Raw genomic sequence first — 17,887 nt, 5'->3', positions numbered from 1 at the left:
TTCTTACCAGGCTTCGGTTTGGTCAGAGGCCAGTACACCGGCGAATGTTCGGCGGTGGTTAGCTCATGGGTGGAACGTTGACTATTCGGCACGACAGGTTGTTTTCACTAGTACTGCTTCGGCGTGGAACGTGAGGGTGATCGGTCGGGTCGGGCACGCTGTTGGGTATCTGAAGGTACGGCCGTAAAGGTCGTCCTTCGGTTGCCGGCCCCAGTGAACTCGCCTGTAAGGGTGGGGTGATGGGTGGCTGGTCGTTGTTTGAGAACTGCACAGTGGACGCGAGCATCTGTGGCCAAGTTTTTAAGGGCGCACGGTGGATGCCTTGGCACCAGGAACCGATGAAGGACGTGGGAGGCCACGATAGGCCCCGGGGAGCTGTCAACCAAGCTTTGATCCGGGGGTGTCCGAATGGGGAAACCCGGCAGTCGTCATGGGCTGTCACCCACTGCTGAACACATAGGCAGTGTGGAGGGAACGAGGGGAAGTGAAACATCTCAGTACCCTCAGGAAGAGAAAACAACCGTGATTCCGGGAGTAGTGGCGAGCGAAACTGGATCAGGCCAAACCGTATGCGTGTGATACCCGGCAGGGGTTGCGCATGCGGGGTTGTGGGATCTCTTTTTCACGGTCTGCCGGCTGTGAGACGAGTCAGAAACCGTTGATGTAGGCGAAGGACATGCGAAAGGTCCGGCGTAGAGGGTAAGACCCCCGTAGCTGAAACATTAACGGCTCGTTTAAGAGACACCCAAGTAGCACGGGGCCCGAGAAATCCCGTGTGAATCTGGCGGGACCACCCGTTAAGCCTAAATATTCCCTGGTGACCGATAGCGGATAGTACCGTGAGGGAATGGTGAAAAGTACCGCGGGAGCGGAGTGAAATAGTACCTGAAACCGTGTGCCTACAAGCCGTGGGAGCGTCGCGCATCGAGCTTGCTCGGTGCGTCGTGACTGCGTGCCTTTTGAAGAATGAGCCTGCGAGTTTGCGGTGTGTTGCGAGGTTAACCCGTGTGGGGAAGCCGTAGCGAAAGCGAGTCCGAATAGGGCGATTTAGTAGCGCGCTCAAGACCCGAAGCGGAGTGATCTAGCCATGGGCAGGTTGAAGCGGAGGTAAGACTTCGTGGAGGACCGAACCCACCAGGGTTGAAAACCTGGGGGATGACCTGTGGTTAGGGGTGAAAGGCCAATCAAACTCCGTGATAGCTGGTTCTCCCCGAAATGCATTTAGGTGCAGCGTCGTGTGTTTCTTGCCGGAGGTAGAGCACTGGATAGGCGATGGGCCCTACCGGGTTACTGACCTTAGCCAAACTCCGAATGCCGGTAAGTGAGAGCACGGCAGTGAGACTGTGGGGGATAAGCTCCATGGTCGAGAGGGAAACAGCCCAGAGCATCGACTAAGGCCCCTAAGCGTACGCTAAGTGGGAAAGGATGTGGAGTCGCAGAGACAACCAGGAGGTTGGCTTAGAAGCAGCCACCCTTGAAAGAGTGCGTAATAGCTCACTGGTCAAGTGATTCCGCGCCGACAATGTAGCGGGGCTCAAGCGTACCGCCGAAGTCGTGTCATTCCAGCACATACCCCCAACGGGGGCTGGGATGGGTAGGGGAGCGTCGTGTGCCGGGTGAAGCAGCCGCGGAAGCGAGTTGTGGACGGTTCACGAGTGAGAATGCAGGCATGAGTAGCGATACACACGTGAGAAACGTGTGCGCCGATTGACTAAGGGTTCCTGGGTCAAGCTGATCTGCCCAGGGTAAGTCGGGACCTAAGGCGAGGCCGACAGGCGTAGTCGATGGACAACCGGTTGATATTCCGGTACCCGCTTTGAAACGCCCAATACTGAATCAGGCGATGCTAAGTCCGTGAAGCCGGCCCGATCTCTTCGGAGTTGAGGGTAGTGGTGGAGCCGACGAACCAGACTTGTACTAGGTAAGCGATGGGGTGACGCAGGAAGGTAGTCCAGCCCGGGCGGTGGTAGTCCCGGGGTAAGGGTGTAGGCCGTGTGGTAGGTAAATCCGTCACACATTAAGGCTGAGACCTGATGCCGAGCCGATTGTGGTGAAGTGGATGATCCTATGCTGTCGAGAAAAGCCTCTAGCGAGTTTCATGGCGGCCCGTACCCTAAACCGACTCAGGTGGTCAGGTAGAGAATACCGAGGCGTTCGGGTGAACTATGGTTAAGGAACTCGGCAAAATGCCCCCGTAACTTCGGGAGAAGGGGGGCCATCACTGGTGATCCGATTTACTCGGTGAGCTGGGGGTGGCCGCAGAGACCAGCGAGAAGCGACTGTTTACTAAAAACACAGGTCCGTGCGAAGCCGTAAGGCGATGTATACGGACTGACGCCTGCCCGGTGCTGGAACGTTAAGGGGACCGGTTAGCTGACTTTCGGGTCGGCGAAGCTGAGAACTTAAGCGCCAGTAAACGGCGGTGGTAACTATAACCATCCTAAGGTAGCGAAATTCCTTGTCGGGTAAGTTCCGACCTGCACGAATGGCGTAACGACTTCTCGACTGTCTCAACCATAGGCCCGGTGAAATTGCACTACGAGTAAAGATGCTCGTTTCGCGCAGCAGGACGGAAAGACCCCGGGACCTTTACTATAGTTTGATATTGGTGTTCGGTTCGGCTTGTGTAGGATAGGTGGGAGACTTTGAAGCGGCCACGCCAGTGGTTGTGGAGTCGTCGTTGAAATACCACTCTGGTCGTGCTGGATGTCTAACCTGGGTCCGTGATCCGGATCAGGGACAGTGTCTGATGGGTAGTTTAACTGGGGCGGTTGCCTCCTAAAGAGTAACGGAGGCGCCCAAAGGTTCCCTCAGCCTGGTTGGCAATCAGGTGTTGAGTGTAAGTGCACAAGGGAGCTTGACTGTGAGACCGACGGGTCGAGCAGGGACGAAAGTCGGGACTAGTGATCCGGCAGTGGCTTGTGGAAGCGCTGTCGCTCAACGGATAAAAGGTACCCCGGGGATAACAGGCTGATCTTCCCCAAGAGTCCATATCGACGGGATGGTTTGGCACCTCGATGTCGGCTCGTCGCATCCTGGGGCTGGAGTCGGTCCCAAGGGTTGGGCTGTTCGCCCATTAAAGCGGTACGCGAGCTGGGTTTAGAACGTCGTGAGACAGTTCGGTCCCTATCCGCTGTGCGCGTAGGAATATTGAGAAGGGCTGTCCCTAGTACGAGAGGACCGGGACGGACGAACCTCTGGTGTGCCAGTTGTCCTGCCAAGGGCATGGCTGGTTGGCTACGTTCGGAAAGGATAACCGCTGAAAGCATCTAAGCGGGAAGCCTGCTTCGAGATGAGTATTCCCACCCTCTTGAAGGGTTAAGGCTCCCAGTAGACGACTGGGTTGATAGGCCAGATGTGGAAGCCCGGTAACGGGTGGAGCTGACTGGTACTAATAGGCCGAGGGCTTGTCCTCAGTTGCTCGCGTCCACTGTGTTAGTTCTGAAATAACGAACGGCCGTGTTTTGTTCCGGTGTTGGTTAATTTCATAGTGTTTCGGTGGTCATTGCGTTAGGGAAACGCCCGGTTACATTCCGAACCCGGAAGCTAAGCCTTTCAGCGCCGATGGTACTGCAGGGGGGACCCTGTGGGAGAGTAGGACGCCGCCGAACTCCTTTTATGAAAAGCCCCGTGCCCTTGTGGCACGGGGCTTTTCTGCGTTCCCGACCAGAACGGACCGGACCCGGGCCCCGGGACAGATGTCAGCGGGCACGACCTGTACATCTTGGTGTGCCCGCTGATTCGTTGCGTGGACCGGCCTGCCGGTGACGCTACAGTCGCCCCGCTGCCTTGAGAGCCAAGTAGGCATCAGCGAGGGCCGGCGCGAGGCTGTCCGGGGTGGCGTCCACGACGACCACACCATGACGCTGGAGCTGATCCGCAGTCCGGCGCCGACGAGCCTGAGCCTGTGCTCCGGCAGCTGCCTCATAGATAGCGTCCACTGTTCCTCTCGCGCCTGCCATCTCCTCGACGTGAGGGTCTCTTACAGCCGCCAGCAGCACGGTGTGCCGCTGGGTGAGACGTGGGAGTACGCGCAGCAGGCCCTCTTCGACAGGCGCTGCGTCAAGGCTGGTCAGCAGCACGATCAAAGAGCGCCGGGGAGCGTTGGCCAGCGCGGCGGCGCTCAACCCGCGTGCGTCGGTTTCCACAAGTTCCGGTTCCAGCGGCGCCAGAGCGTCGACCATCGCCGACAGGATGTCCCCGGCTGCCCGGCCCCGGACCTGGGCGCGTACACGGCGGTCGTAGGCGAGGAGATCCACACGATCGCCGGCGCGGGTGGCGAGGGCGGTGAGGAGCAGCGCCGCGTCCATCGACGCGTCGAGACGGGGGACATCGCCGACCCGGCCCGCCGACGTTCGGCCGGTATCGAGGGCGATGAGGAGGTGACGGTCGCGCTCGGGGCGCCAGGTCCGTACAGCCACCGCTGACTGGCGTGCGGTGGCCCGCCAGTCGATCGAGCGGGTGTCATCACCGGGAACGTAGGGGCGCAGGCTGTCGAATTCCGTGCCCTCGCCCCTGGTGAGGACACTCGTGCGGCCATCGAGTTCGCGCAGTCTGGCGAGGCGGGACGGCAGGTGTTTGCGACTCGTGAAGGGCGGCAGGACACGCACTCTCCACGGAGCATGATGACTGCCCTGGCGTGCTGCGAGCCCAAGCGGGCCATAGGACCGGATGGTGATCTGCTCGGCCAGGCGGTCGCCGCGGCGGGTGGGGCGCAGAAGCGTGGTGACACGACGACGCTCACCGGGCGGGACGTCCAGTTTGTGACGAGACGCGGTCTGATCCGTGCCAGGAAGCCAGCTGCTGGGAGGCCACGCGTCGCGGAGGTGTGCCCGCAGGCGACGGCGGGAAGGATTGACTACGGTGAGTTGCACCTCGGCGCCGTCACCGAGGCGAACGGTTGTATCGCCGGATCGGGTGAACTGAAGCGGACGCACTGGTGCTGCCAGCGCGTAGTCGCACAGAATAGCTAGAGAGAGCGGGGCGTTGACCGCGAGCATGCCCGTCCAGCTCGGGGCCAGGATCCCTACAGGGAGTGACCCCAGAGCGGCGAGCAGAGCAGTGCGTCCGGTAAGGGCCACCATTACCGCCTCAACGGGGTACGGGGACGTGGGCGAGAACCGCGGTGATGACGGAGTCCGGGGTGACTCCCTCCATCTCCGCCTCAGGCCGCAGCTGGATGCGGTGCCGGAGCGTGGGGAGCGCGAGGGCTTTGACGTCATCGGGGGTGACGTAGTCGCGGCCGGTCAGCCAGGCCCAGGCTCGGGCAGTGGACAGGAGAGCTGTGGCGCCTCGGGGCGAGACACCGAGGGCGAGTGAGGGGGATTCGCGCGTGGCACGACAGATATCTACAACATAGCCAGCGATCTCAGGGGAGACGGTGGTTTGGGCGACTGCGGTGCGTGCCGCCTCCAGGTCGGCCGGCCCGGCGACCGGGCGTATGCCGGCCGCCTGCAGGTTGCGGGGGTTGAAGCCGTCGGCATGCCGGGTCAGGACGTTGATCTCGTCGTCGCGGGTCGGCAGCGGGACCGTCAGCTTGAGAAGGAACCGGTCCAACTGGGCTTCAGGGAGGGGATATGTGCCCTCGTACTCCACCGGGTTCTGGGTGGCTGCAACGAGGAAGGGGTCCGGCAGGGGGCGCGGGATTCCGTCGACGGTGACCTGGCGTTCTTCCATGGCCTCCAGCAGGGAGGACTGCGTCTTGGGAGGAGTCCGGTTGATCTCGTCGGCGAGCAGGAGGTTGGTGAAGACCGGCCCCGGCTGGAAGGAGAACTCGGCGGTGCGGGCGTCGTAGACGAGTGAGCCGGTGACATCACTGGGCATCAGGTCGGGGGTGAACTGGACACGTTTGGTGTCGAGTTCGAGCGATGCTGCGAGCGCCCTGACCAGGAGGGTCTTGGCCACGCCAGGGACGCCTTCGAGCAGGACATGGCCGCGGCAGAGCAGTGCGACGACGAGACCGGTGACCGCAGCGTCCTGGCCGACCACGGCCTTGGCGATCTCGGAGCGCAGCGCTTCCAGGGAGGCACGGGCCGCGGCGTCGCTGCTGACGGTCCCGGTTGTCCCGGTTGTCCCGGTGGGAATGGGGGGCGGGGCGCTCATGAGGTACGGACCTCTCTTTCGAGGGTGTCGAGTTGGTCTGCCAGAAGGACGAGAGCAGTGTCGTCGGAGGGGGCCGAGCCGAAGAGCAGTTGGTGGAGGCCGGTTTCGCCAGGGTCGCGGCGTGCGGACACGGCGGGGAGGAGCGTCGCAGGGGAGTGCGCGTCGCGCGGGGAGACACCGACAAGAGGAGCGATGCGGGTGCGAGTGGCGTTGCGGAGCGCGTCGGCGGCCCGGTCGCGGGCGTTGGCTTTGCGCTGGAGGCGGGCACGGCCCTCGGTGGATTCGGAGGCGCGGATGGCCACGGGCAGCCGTTCGGCGACCACGGGGCCCAGGCGCCGCGCCCGCCAGATGGCGGCAAGTACGGCGGCGAGGGCGAGTTGCAGGGTCGCCCAAAGCCAGCCCGACGGGATGAGATCGATGAAGCTGCTTTCGTCTTCCGTGCTGCCGCGGTCCGTGTTGTCGCGGTCCGTGCTGTTGTCCTTGCCTGCGTCGCTGTCCGCGGCGGAGGGATCGCTGAGCGAGGGGAGGTACCAGACCAGATGCGGGCGCGAACCGAGGAGTTGAAGGGCCAGAGAGGCGTTGCCCGCCTCGTCCAGACGGTCGTTGTAGAGGAGGTCGGGGGCTCCGAGCAGGACGGTGTCACCCGATGCCGGTTGCTCCAGCACGAGCAGGGAAGCAAGGCCGTCGGCCGGGTAACAGGCAATGGCTCCAAGGCCGTTCGACGTGTAGCGGAAGCCCCCTGTCTCTGCGTCGCCGGCCTGGCGTGCGGCGGCCAGGGAACACTGCGGGGCCCGTGTGGAGACCGGGACGGAGGAATTGACGCGAACGCCGGGGGCCAATGCGCCGACCGATGGCGGGCCCGCAGCGAGGAGCACTGTCCGGCCGCCCGTATCGCTGGTCATCGCGTGGAGCACGCTCTGCTGAGATGGCGTCAGAAGATTGGGGGCGGTAACGAGCAGCGTGGCGTCGGGGCCGGCCGCGGACGTGGCGGCCTGGAGCGTGGTGACGACGCGGACGGAAACCCCACGGTCCTTGAGGAGTTCGGCTACGGCCCTGCCCCCGTATCGGTCTGCGGAGCGGGGGTCGAGCCGGCCGTGCTGGTCTCCGGAGCGGGCGGCCGCCAGGGCGATTCCCGCGGCGACGAGAACGAGGAGGGCGAGAAGCAGGCCGCGAGTGCGGGTCCAGACCTGGCGCGGAGTGGGAGAGATGGACGTGGGGCGGGTGGTGGCCGTGGTCATCCGGCAGCCCCCGGGAGCGTGCCGGACAGTTGCGGTGTGGCGGTCTCGAGGTCGAGGTCCAGGGCGAGCACGGCCAGATACGCCTGCCGGTCGGCGGAACGCCCGCCGTACGTGACGTCGTCGAATGCCTGGGCTGCCGCTCGGAGTCGTGCGGCGTGTGCAGGAAGCATGCGGCCGGCTTCGGCGGCGGCTTCGTCGGCGGTGCGCCCCGGGCGGGCATCGAGCAGGGTGCGGTCCTCCAGGGAACGGACGATGGCGCGCATCCGCTCCTGGACGGCTTGGCTCCACCGGCCGGCGGCGGCGTGGGCCTCGGCGGTGGCGCGGTGTTCCGGCGCGCTGCGGGGGCCGCTCTCGAAGAGGGCGTCCGCGACGCGCAGGCTGCTCTGCGGGGTGCCCAGACGCCACAGGAGCCCGGCGATCAGAGCGATGACGATCAGTACGAGTACGACCAGTCCCGCAGGCCCGCCCGGGGCGACGTCGGAGGCGGACGAGACGAGGTCGCCGATCCAGCTCCACAGATGGTCCAGAGCGCGCTGGAGCGGGTTCGGATCGTTCTCGTGGTACATGGGCTTGGACAGTTCGTGCCGTGCGGCCTCGCGGGCGGGAGCCCGTGGGATGTCCACGGGTATGTCGCCGCTCGCCCGGATCAGCAGCTCGGCCGACGCTGCCGTTGTGCCACCCGCCCCCGACACGGTGTCAGCTCCTGTTGTCGTAGCCCGGCAGACCTGCTGCCCGGGCGAGGTCGAGGTCGAGTGCTTCGCGTCGGATGCGCTGGTCCACGTAGAGAAGGGCCGTGACTCCGGCGGACAGCGGATAGATGATCGTTGCGACGACCACGTCGCCGATGGCGGAGACGATCAGGAACGGCCAGCCGAAACTGGTGGCTCCTTCGGTGAGGAGGGAGCTCAGGCCGCCGTCGTCCACGGCCATCGCGATGAGGCCGAACGGGATGCCGATCACCAGCGTCACGATGACCGTCAGCAGCGAGGTGAGCGCGAGAATGCCGAACGTCCGCCACCAGGCGCCGCGGACCAGTTTGGCGGAACGCCGCATGGAAGCGGTGATCGATTGCCGTTCCAGCATCAGTGCCGGGGAGGCGAGGCAGAAACGGACGAGAAGCCACAGGAGCACACCGCCTGCGGCGAGCAGTCCGATGAAGGCGAGGCCGACCCCTGCCGTGTCGCCGATCAGGAAGCCCGGGAGGATTCCCGCCGTCATGATGGCCGCGGCCATGAGGGTCAGCAGGAGGGTCAGGCCCAGGAGCGGGAACAGCCGGGGTCGGGCCTCGGCCCAGGCGTCGGAGAGCGTGACGGGGCGGCCCAGCACCGAGCGGCTGATCACCACGGTCAGTACCGCGGTGGTGAAAATCGTGGCGAGCATCGAGATGAGCAGGGACGGGGCGGTGTTGAGCAAGCTGGAGCGGAGCGAGTCGGTGGCCTGGCGCAGCGCCTCCGAGCCCGTGGCGTTCCGGTCGATCGACGGGGGTTCAGGCAACAGGTACCGCTGCACGAGCAGGTCGGCGAGCTGGGCGATCACGGAGACGGCGAGAGCGATGCCGAGCACCGTGCGCCAGTGCGCACGCATGGTGGATACGGCGCCGTCCAGGATCTCGCCGACGCCCAGCGGCCGGAGGGGGATGACGCCGGGCTTGGCCGCAGCCGGTGGGCGTCCCCACCCGGGGCCCTGCGGGGGAACGCCCCAACCAGGGTGGGGAGGCGGCGTGCCGGGGCCGGTTCCGGAATTGCTCGGCGGGGACCACTGCCCTGCGGGCGGCTGCGTGGAAGACCAGATTCCCGCAGACCCGCTGCCGTCGACGGGCTCGGAAGGGCGGGGGACGCCTGCCTCCTGGCCGTCGGAGGGGGCAGATCCGGGCGAGGCCCAGCCCGGAGTGTCGTTCATTCTCGCTCCTTCACGGTCCTGTCCGCGCATCGGGGCGTCAGGTTGGCAGCCATCGTGCCACGCGTTGGCCCCGTCCGGGCCTGGCGCTGTATCTCCTCCGTTCCTTCATGCGAGGGCGGCTCTAGGGGCAGACTGGACAGATGGCTGATCAGGACGCGCAATCGCCGGTGGGCTTTGAGCCCGCCGCGCTTCCCGTACTTCGCTGGGACGAGCCTCCGGAAGGCCCTGTGCTGGTGCTTCTCGACCAGACGAGGCTGCCGGCAGAGGAGGCTGAACTGGCGTGTACCGACGTTCCCGCGCTGGTGGAGGCGATCCGGACACTGGCGGTGCGCGGTGCGCCGCTGCTGGGCATCGCAGGGGCCTACGGGGTGGCTCTCGCCGCCGTGCGGGGATACGACGTGGCGGAGGCCGCGGGCCTGCTGGAGCAGGCGCGGCCCACCGCGGTGAACCTCGGGTACGGCGTCCGGCGTGCCGCCGCGGCGTACTGGGCGGCCGTCGACAAGGGGGCCGGTGCGGAGCTGGCGGCGGCGGTGGCGCTGGACGAGGCCAGGGCGCTGCACCGGGAGGACGCTGTGGCCAGCGGGCACATGGCCCGGTTCGGGCTAGCTCTCCTGAACGAGCTGCTTCCCGGCGGCGGTCACCGGCTGCTGACCCACTGCAACACCGGGGCTCTGGTCTCCGGGGGCGAGGGAACTGCTTTCGCGGTCGCGCTCGGGGCGCACCGGGCGGGCCGGCTCAGGCGGCTGTGGGTGGACGAGACCCGCCCGCTGCTGCAGGGCGCCCGGCTGACCGCGTACGAGGCGGCGCGCAACGGCATGCCGTACAGCCTGCTCACGGACAACGCCGCGGGGTCGCTGTTTGCCGCGGGAGAGGTGGACGCCGTACTGATCGGGGCGGACCGTATCTCTGCGGACGGATCGGTGGCCAACAAGGTGGGGAGCTATCCGCTCGCGGTGCTCGCGAAGTATCACCACGTACCGTTCATCGTGGTGGCACCGACCACGACCGTGGATCTGCACACCACGGACGGTGCATCCATCACGGTGGAGCAGCGGCCGGCGAGGGAAGTGACGGAGCTCACATTTCCGCAGTCGGGGGTCGACGGGAGAGGAACCGGCGGAGTGCTCGTGGCCCCGGTGGGAACCCCGGCGTACAACCCCGCGTTCGACATCACACCGCCGGAGCTGGTCACGGCGATCGTCACGGAGGAGGGCGTAATCTCCCCGGTCACAGGGGTCGGACTGGCAGAGCTGTGTGCCAGGTCATCGCAGGTAACGATTAGCTAATGGGATGATGTCGATTATGAAGGGACGCGTCCTTGTCGTCGACGACGACACCGCACTGGCCGAGATGCTCGGGATTGTGCTGCGTGGTGAGGGGTTCGAGCCGTCGTTCGTAGCGGACGGCGACAAGGCACTTGCTGCATTTCGTGAGGCAAAGCCGGACCTGGTTCTGCTGGATCTCATGCTGCCCGGTAGGGACGGCATCGAGGTCTGCAGGTTGATCAGGGCCGAGTCCGGTGTGCCGATCGTCATGCTCACTGCCAAGAGCGACACGGTTGACGTGGTGGTGGGCCTGGAGTCCGGGGCCGACGACTACATCGTCAAGCCGTTCAAACCTAAGGAGTTGGTTGCCCGGATCAGGGCACGTTTGCGTAGGTCCGAGGAGCCGGCACCCGAGCAGCTGACCATCGGGGACCTGGTCATAGATGTGGCCGGGCACTCGGTGAAGCGGGACGGACAGTCCATTGCCCTGACCCCGCTGGAGTTCGACCTGCTGGTCGCGCTCGCTCGCAAGCCGTGGCAGGTCTTCACCCGTGAGGTACTCCTCGAGCAGGTCTGGGGATACCGTCACGCCGCTGACACCCGTCTGGTGAATGTGCACGTGCAGCGGCTCCGCTCCAAGGTCGAGAAGGACCCGGAGCGGCCGGAGATCGTCGTGACCGTCCGAGGTGTCGGTTACAAGGCCGGACCGAGCTGACATGTCCCTGGGTAGCACTGCTCCGAAGCCCGGGGAGCCGGGAGTCCGTGCGGAGCGGGCTGCCGGTTCAGGGCACACGTCATCTGCGGTCGGTCGTTTCCTGCAGGGCGGCCGGTTGTTCCATGACCGGGCGCCCGGCGGGCCGGTGCCGCGGTTGCTGATGCGGTGGGTGCGGGGTCCGCTGCTGCCCGCCGTACGGCTGTGGCGGCGCAATCTCCAGCTGCGGGTCGTCGCCGGCACACTGCTGATGTCGCTCGGTGTGGTGCTGCTGCTCGGCCTCGTCGTGATCGGGCAGGTGCGCAACGGCCTGCTGGACGCGAAGGGCAAGGCTGCCCAGACACAGGCCGCCGGTGGGTTCGCGGCCGCCCAGGAGAAGGCGAACGCTCCGCTCACCCCCGGTGGGCGGGGCGGTGACGCCGCGGATGGCACGACGGCCAACAACTCCTGGCGGACCGAGCTCGTCGATCAGCTCGCCAGTGGTGGGAAGAACGCGTTCAACGTGGTGGCGCTCAGCGCCGACGAAGGGTCCCGCGCGCCGCGCGGCTCGGGCAGTGTCGAGGCCGCGAGCATTCCGCAGAAGCTGCGCGACTCGGTGAACAAGGGCCCGGGAGCCTTTCAGACGTACTCGCAGATCAAGTACGCGAACGGGCAGGAATCGCAGCCCGGTCTGGTCGTGGGCAAGCGGCTCTACGACATCGACCGCAATCCGTACCAGCTGTACTACGTCTTCCCGCTGACGCAGGAGGAGAAGTCCCTGACGCTGGTCAAGGGCACGCTGGCGACTGCGGGGCTGTTCGTGGTCGTGCTGCTCGGGGCCATCGCGTGGTTCGTGGTGCGCCAGGTCGTCACCCCCGTACGCATGGCCGCGGGGATCGCCGAGCGGCTCTCGGCGGGCCGGCTCCAGGAGCGGATGAAGGTCACCGGCGAGGACGACATCGCCCGGCTCGGCGAGGCCTTCAACAAGATGGCGCAGAACCTTCAGCTGAAGATCCAGCAGCTGGAGGAGCTCTCCCGGATGCAGCGGCGCTTCGTCTCGGACGTCTCGCACGAGCTGCGGACGCCACTGACGACTGTGCGGATGGCAGCCGATGTGATTCACGAGGCACGCGTCGACTTCGACCCGATCACGGCGCGTTCCGCGGAGCTGCTCGGGGACCAGCTCGACCGGTTCGAGTCACTGCTGTCCGATCTGCTGGAGATCAGCCGGTTCGACGCGGGTGCCGCGGCTCTGGAGGCGGAGCCGATAGATCTGCGGCAGGTCGTGCGACGGGTGATCGGTGGCGCCGAGCCGCTGGCCGAGCGCAAGGGCACCCGGATCCGGGTGGTCGGCGACGAGCAGCCGGTAATCGCCGAGGCCGACGCGCGACGGGTCGAAAGGGTCCTGCGCAACCTGGTCGTCAACGCCGTCGAGCACGGCGAGGGACGCGATGTCGTGGTGCGGATGGGAGTGGCGGGCGGAGCGGTCGCCGTGGCCGTCCGTGACTACGGCGTGGGACTGAAGCCGGGCGAGGCGACCCGGGTGTTCAACCGCTTCTGGCGGGCCGACCCGGCCCGTGCCCGGACGACGGGCGGCACCGGACTCGGGCTGTCCATCGCCGTCGAGGACGCGCGGCTGCACGGCGGCTGGCTGCAGGCCTGGGGCGAGCCCGGTGGGGGTTCGCAGTTCCGGCTGACCCTGCCGCGTACGGCTGACGAACCTCTGCGTGGTTCGCCGATACCGCTGGAGCCCGAGGACTCGCGGCGCAACCGTGAGAACCGGGAGCGGGCCGCGGCGGCTCCCGCCCAGGGCAGCGACCACCGGCTGGTGGCTGTGCCCTCGCAGCCGGGCGGTACGGACCGGGCAGCACTGCCCGTACCGGCCCGCGCACCCATGCCGGCCAGGACCGCACCGGCTTCGGTGCATCCGGCAGCCCTGCCGGGCAACGGCGCGCGTGTGGTGCCGCGCCCCGCCGAGGCGCGGCCGGGCCGTCACAACGACTCTCCGGGGCAGGATCCGGGGCGGGAGGACACGACTCGTGGTCACTGACCGTCGTCAGAGCGGCCGTGGACGTGCGGTGGGGGCGACCGTGCTGCTCGGTTGCGGCGCCGTGCTGCTGTCCGCATGCGGCTCGATGCCCGTCAACGGGGACGTCAAGGCGGTGGACGCCTCGCAGCCCGGTGACTCCCAGGTGCAGGTGTACGCGGTCGCCCCGCGTGACGGCGCCACTCCGAACGAGGTGGTCGACGGCTTCCTGGAGTCGATGACCAGCGACGACTCCGACTTCAGGACCACGCGTCAGTACCTCACGAAGAAGGCGTCGAGCGAATGGAAGCCGAGCGCGCTCACGACGGTCCTGGCCCAGGCGCCGAACCGGAGCGATCGGCCGGTCCACGAGAGCGACCGCAGTACCAACGAGGTCACCTACACCCTGACTGGCGAGATGGTGGCGACGGTCGACGGCCAGAACGCCTATCAGCCGCTCGCGCCGTCTGACTACTCCCGCACCCTTCACCTGGTGCGGCAGAAGGGTCCGGAAGGCAACGAATGGCGCATCGGCAGCGTGCCGGACGGCCTGGTTCTCGGGCAGTCCGACTTCAAGCGGCTCTACCGTTCCGTCAACAAGTTCTACTTCGCCACCGGGCGGACCGAGGCACAGTCCACCCTGGTCGCCGACCCCGTCTACATACGTAACCGGACCGATCCGGCCACCGGCATGGACACGGTGACGCAGGCCGTCCGCAGCCTCCTGAGGGGGCCCACCGACTGGCTGCGGCCCGTGGTCGCATCCCGCTTTCCCGCTGGAACCGGGCTGCGGAAGGGTGTCACGTCCCTGACGCCCGACGACCGCAACGTGTTGAAGGTCCCGCTCGACAAGAAGGCCGACGGGGCCGGGCAGCGCCGCTGCCGGATGATGGCCTCACAGGTGCTCTTCACTCTCCGGGACCTGACCTCCGCACGCGTCGAGCAGGTGGAGCTGCAGCGTTCCGACGGGTCGGCGCTCTGTGTGCTGGGTGCGGACCAGGCCGAGGAGTACGCCCCCGACGGCTCGTCGGGCGGGCCCGACAGCCAGTACTTCGTCAATGGCAAGGGACACGTGGAGCGCATTCCGGGGAGCACCCGGGGCAGCGGTGAGCCGGAGCCGGTGGCCGGCCCGTTCGGCAGCGGCTCGCTGCGGGTGAGCGCGGTCGGCGTGGCCCGGGACGAGCAGACAGCGGCAGCCCTCTCGCAGCACGGGGAAGCGCTCTACGTCTCCTCCATTGCCGCGGACGGTGAGCTTCCGCCCGCGGCGGTGAAGAGCAGGGCCGGCAATGCGGAGGACCGCCTGACGGCGCCAAGCTGGGACGGCCGGGGCGACCTCTGGGTCGCCGACCGCGACCCGCGCGACTCACGGCTGCTGCGGCTGGCCGACGGCACGGGCAAGCCCCAGGAGGTCGCCGTGCCGAGCCTGGACGGCGGCCGGATCACGGCACTGCGCCTGTCCTCGGACGGGGTGCGCATCGCGCTGCTGCTGACGCGGGACGACGGGACGACGACGCTGAAGATCGGCCGGATCGAGAGGACGGGCCCGCAGAGCCAGGAGCAGGTCTCCGTGGTGGATCTGCGGCAGGCCGCGCCACAGCTGGCTGATGTGACCGCGATGTCGTGGTCGGGCGGCAGTCGCCTCGTGGTGGTCGGCAAGGAGCAGGGAGGGGTGCAGCAGGTCCGCTATGTGCAGGCGGACGGGTCGACACCCTCCTCGGGTGTGCTGCCCGGAGTCAACCAGGTGCGGGCCATCGCGGCGGCGGACGACGAACAGCTGCCGCTGATGGCGGACACGGTCGGCGACGGGATAGTGAAACTGCTGCCCGGGGACAACTGGCAGACCGTCCTGAAGGCAGGTTCGGCACTCGTCTACCCGGGCTGAGGCCCGCAGGGGATGGTGGCCGGGCGTTGTCCCGGCGGCGGCCGGGCCGTTGTCCACAGGGGTGGCCGGGCTGCCTCGGCGCGTGCACAGTGGAGTCATGCGCGGGTGGTGGCGGGAGATCACCGGACTGGTCCTGCCGGTGGACTGCGGTGGCTGTGGCAGGCCGCGGACCGAGCTGTGCGAGGAGTGTCGCGCGCAGTTGTACGGCGGGGTGCCGCGCCGGGTGAGGCCTGATCCGGAGCCCGCAGGCCTGCCCGTAGTGCATGCGGCCGCCGGGTACGAGAACGCGGTACGGGCGGTGCTGCTGGCCCACAAGGAGCGGGGTGTGCTTGGCCTCGCGGGAGCCGTCGGCAGGGCGTTGGCGGGTGCCGTGAGGGCCGGGGCGGGGTCGTCGGCCGACGTGGGGCCGCTGCTACTCGTGCCCGTACCGTCGGCGCGGCGGGCGGTCGCCGCGCGCGGGCATGATCCTGCCCGTCGGATCGCGCTGGCGGCCGCGGCGGAACTGCGGCGCGCGGGCACGTCCGCGCGGGTGGCCGGGGTGTTGCGGCAGCGTCGTCCGGTGGCCGACCAGTCGGGGCTCACGGCCCGGGAGCGCCGGGCGAATCTGGCGGGCGCACTGGGGGTCGTGGCCGGGGGTGAGCGTCTGCTTGCCGCCGGTCGGGTGGTGCTGGTGGACGACCTGTTGACGACGGGTGCCTCACTGGCCGAGGCGGCGCGGGCGATCGAGGGGGCCAACGGGTGGCGGAGCGCTGGTTCGGGAGTGCGTCACGCGGCCGTTGTCGCAGCATCTCCGTCCGCCTTCGAAATAAACCGGAACTGGAACTGAACTTGCATCGTTGCAGGTAGTGAGTGGGTAAAAAGACCTGAACGGAGGTACGTGCGAGTAGCGGGTGCCGACATCCGCCCGGGCAGGCTATGTTCGGTTGTGAGGAATGGTGAATGCCAGGCCTCGACGAATGCATCACCAGGTTTCGGGCAGGCGACCCACCGAAGTTCGGAAACCGGGAATTCGGTGGGGTGGAGACCTCGCCGACGGGGGAGGAGGAGGTGGAAGTCACCGAGTCCGCGGCTCCGGCCATCACCGGGGCCTGGTGCAAAAGGGAGATGCTCCGCCGCTGAGCGGAGCGATCCGGGAACGGAGTTCTGCGTGGACATCGTCGTCAAGGGCCGCAAGACCGAGGTGCCCGAGCGGTTCCGCAAGCACGTGGCCGAGAAGCTGAAGCTGGACAAGATCCAGAAGTTCGACGGCAAGGTGATCAGCCTCGACGTGGAGGTGTCCAAGGAGCCGAATCCTCGTCAGGCAGACCGCTCCGACCGGGTGGAGATCACGCTCCGCTCGCGTGGACCGGTCATCAGGGCAGAAGCGGCCGCAGGCGACCCGTACGCAGCGCTGGACCTGGCCACAGGCAAGCTGGAGGCACGGCTGCGCAAGCAGCACGACAAGCGCTACAGCCGCCGCGGCACAGGTCGTATCCCCGCTGCAGAGGTCGGTGAAATGGTGCCGGACGCGGCGTCGTTCAACGGCGACGGCGAACTGGTCGCCGACGAAGCGGCAAAGCCCGTACCCACCACCAGGATCGGCTCGCTCGAGGTACAGGGCGAAGGACCGCTGGTGATGCGCGAGAAGACGCACGTCGCGGCACCCATGTCGCTCGACCAGGCGCTCTACGAGATGGAGCTGGTCGGTCACGACTTCTATCTGTTCGTCGACTCCGAAACGAAGGAACCCAGTGTCGTCTACCGGCGGCATGCCTACGACTACGGTGTCATCCACTTGAGGACCGACCCGCTGGCCGCCGATGAGGCGGGCGGCGCGGGCGGTGCGCTCGGCGGCTGACGCCACCACTTTGTGGTGCCCCTGGAGTGCCTGTGCGCCCCCAGGGGCACCCGCGTGCGACCACAGGATCACCGCTCTGACGTCCAGGCATGAAATCATGGCCGTCCCAAGCCAATCGGTGCTCTGTGAACTGCCGTTGGCGGACAGTTTGTGAACTTCAGGCCGTGGCCTTCAGGGGGAGGAACGATGGCGGACACCTTCGGGCCCGTGCGCGATGCGAATGATGCCGACGGCGCTGCCGGTGCCCATACCGGCGCGGACGACGACAGCGGTTCCCGCAAGGAGCCGATCCGAGTCCTTGTGGTCGACGACCACGCCCTGTTCCGCAGAGGCCTGGAGATCGTCCTCGCGCAGGAGGAGGACATCCAGGTCGTCGGCGAGGCGGGTGACGGGGCGGAGGCGGTCGACAAGGCGGCCGACCTGCTGCCCGACATCGTCCTGATGGACGTACGCATGCCCAAGCGGGGTGGCATCGAGGCCTGCACCTCCATCAAGGAGGTGGCCCCCAGCGCGAAGATCATCATGTTGACGATCAGCGACGAGGAAGCGGATCTCTACGACGCCATCAAGGCGGGTGCCACCGGCTATCTCCTCAAGGAGATCTCCACGGACGAGGTCGCCACCGCGATTCGCGCGGTCGCCGACGGGCAGTCCCAGATCAGCCCCTCCATGGCGTCCAAACTGCTCACCGAGTTCAAGTCGATGATCCAGCGGACCGACGAGCGCCGGCTGGTTCCGGCGCCCCGGCTCACCGAACGTGAGCTCGAAGTGCTCAAACTCGTTGCTACGGGCATGAACAACCGGGATATCGCCAAGGAACTCTTCATTTCCGAGAACACCGTGAAGAACCACGTCCGCAACATTCTGGAGAAGCTCCAGCTGCACTCGCGGATGGAAGCGGTGGTCTATGCCATGCGGGAGAAGATCCTCGAGATCAGGTGACCGGG

At 66.9% G+C, this 17,887-nt stretch carries 12 protein-coding genes and 2 rRNA genes; 9 read left to right on the top strand and 5 right to left on the bottom strand.

Features of this window, described 5'->3' with window-relative positions:
- The first annotated feature begins 290 nt into the window (after positions 1–290).
- Together SH922_RS15050 and rrf are read left to right on the top strand one after the other, a co-directional pair.
- A 23S ribosomal RNA gene (locus SH922_RS15050) occupies positions 291–3,415 on the top strand.
- 79 nt (positions 3,416–3,494) lie between these two features.
- Positions 3,495–3,611, top strand: a 5S ribosomal RNA gene (gene rrf, locus SH922_RS15045).
- Between the two features lie 159 nt (positions 3,612–3,770).
- Here rrf and SH922_RS15040 read toward each other — a convergent pair.
- From SH922_RS15040 to SH922_RS15020, 5 genes are read right to left on the bottom strand one after another with little or no spacing between them, the layout of a single operon-like run.
- Positions 3,771–5,081 (bottom strand): DUF58 domain-containing protein, encoded by a 1,311-nt coding sequence (locus SH922_RS15040; protein ID WP_393063572.1) that lies wholly within the window; start codon positions 5,079–5,081, stop codon positions 3,771–3,773.
- 10 nt (positions 5,082–5,091) lie between these two features.
- The gene (locus SH922_RS15035) at positions 5,092–6,102 is read right to left on the bottom strand and encodes an AAA family ATPase (RefSeq protein WP_393058467.1); all 1,011 of its coding nucleotides are present in this window, start codon (positions 6,100–6,102) and stop codon (positions 5,092–5,094) included.
- The gene (locus tag SH922_RS15030; RefSeq protein ID WP_393058466.1) at positions 6,099–7,340 is read right to left on the bottom strand and encodes a DUF4350 domain-containing protein; all 1,242 of its coding nucleotides are present in this window, start codon (positions 7,338–7,340) and stop codon (positions 6,099–6,101) included. The genes SH922_RS15035 and SH922_RS15030 overlap by 4 nt, the downstream gene beginning before the upstream one ends.
- Positions 7,337–8,032, bottom strand: a complete 696-nt coding sequence (locus SH922_RS15025; protein WP_393058465.1) for a DUF4129 domain-containing protein — start codon at positions 8,030–8,032, stop codon at positions 7,337–7,339. Before SH922_RS15025 ends, SH922_RS15030 begins: the two co-directional genes overlap by 4 nt.
- 4 nt (positions 8,033–8,036) lie before the next feature.
- Complete coding sequence (locus SH922_RS15020; RefSeq protein WP_393058464.1) at positions 8,037–9,239, bottom strand: glycerophosphoryl diester phosphodiesterase membrane domain-containing protein; 1,203 nt, start codon at positions 9,237–9,239, stop codon at positions 8,037–8,039.
- A 140-nt stretch (positions 9,240–9,379) separates the two neighbouring features.
- Here SH922_RS15020 and mtnA point away from each other — a divergent pair, with 140 nt between their 5' ends.
- The 7 genes from mtnA to SH922_RS14985 all read left to right on the top strand — a co-directional run bounded on the left by mtnA (position 9,380) and on the right by SH922_RS14985 (position 17,882).
- Entirely contained in the window at positions 9,380–10,525 is a 1,146-nt protein-coding gene (gene mtnA, locus SH922_RS15015) for an S-methyl-5-thioribose-1-phosphate isomerase (protein WP_393058463.1), read from the top strand.
- 4 nt (positions 10,526–10,529) lie between these two features.
- Entirely contained in the window at positions 10,530–11,219 is a 690-nt protein-coding gene (gene mtrA / locus SH922_RS15010; protein WP_187740742.1) for a two-component system response regulator MtrA, read from the top strand.
- A gap of 1 nt (position 11,220) precedes the next feature.
- The gene (gene mtrB / locus SH922_RS15005; protein WP_393058462.1) at positions 11,221–13,245 is read left to right on the top strand and encodes an MtrAB system histidine kinase MtrB; all 2,025 of its coding nucleotides are present in this window, start codon (positions 11,221–11,223) and stop codon (positions 13,243–13,245) included.
- An 85-nt stretch (positions 13,246–13,330) separates the two neighbouring features.
- Positions 13,331–15,103 (top strand): LpqB family beta-propeller domain-containing protein, encoded by a 1,773-nt coding sequence (locus tag SH922_RS15000; protein ID WP_393063571.1) that lies wholly within the window; start codon positions 13,331–13,333, stop codon positions 15,101–15,103.
- Between the two features lie 97 nt (positions 15,104–15,200).
- Positions 15,201–15,929 carry a ComF family protein gene (locus SH922_RS14995; protein ID WP_393058461.1) on the top strand — a complete coding sequence of 243 codons (729 nt, stop codon included), beginning with the start codon at positions 15,201–15,203 and terminating at the stop codon, positions 15,927–15,929.
- A 321-nt stretch (positions 15,930–16,250) separates the two neighbouring features.
- A complete protein-coding gene (gene hpf / locus SH922_RS14990; protein WP_393058460.1) occupies positions 16,251–16,940 on the top strand; it encodes a ribosome hibernation-promoting factor, HPF/YfiA family in 690 nt (229 codons plus the stop codon).
- 186 nt (positions 16,941–17,126) lie between these two features.
- On the top strand, positions 17,127–17,882 hold the full coding sequence (locus SH922_RS14985; protein WP_393058459.1) for a response regulator: 756 nt from the start codon (positions 17,127–17,129) through the stop codon (positions 17,880–17,882).
- Positions 17,883–17,887 lie beyond the last annotated feature (5 nt).

Origin of the sequence: Streptomyces sp. LN549, assembly GCF_043203805.1 — a bacterium.
Taxonomy (GTDB): domain Bacteria; phylum Actinomycetota; class Actinomycetes; order Streptomycetales; family Streptomycetaceae; genus Streptomyces.
This window is presented reverse-complemented; position numbering and strand designations above follow the sequence as displayed.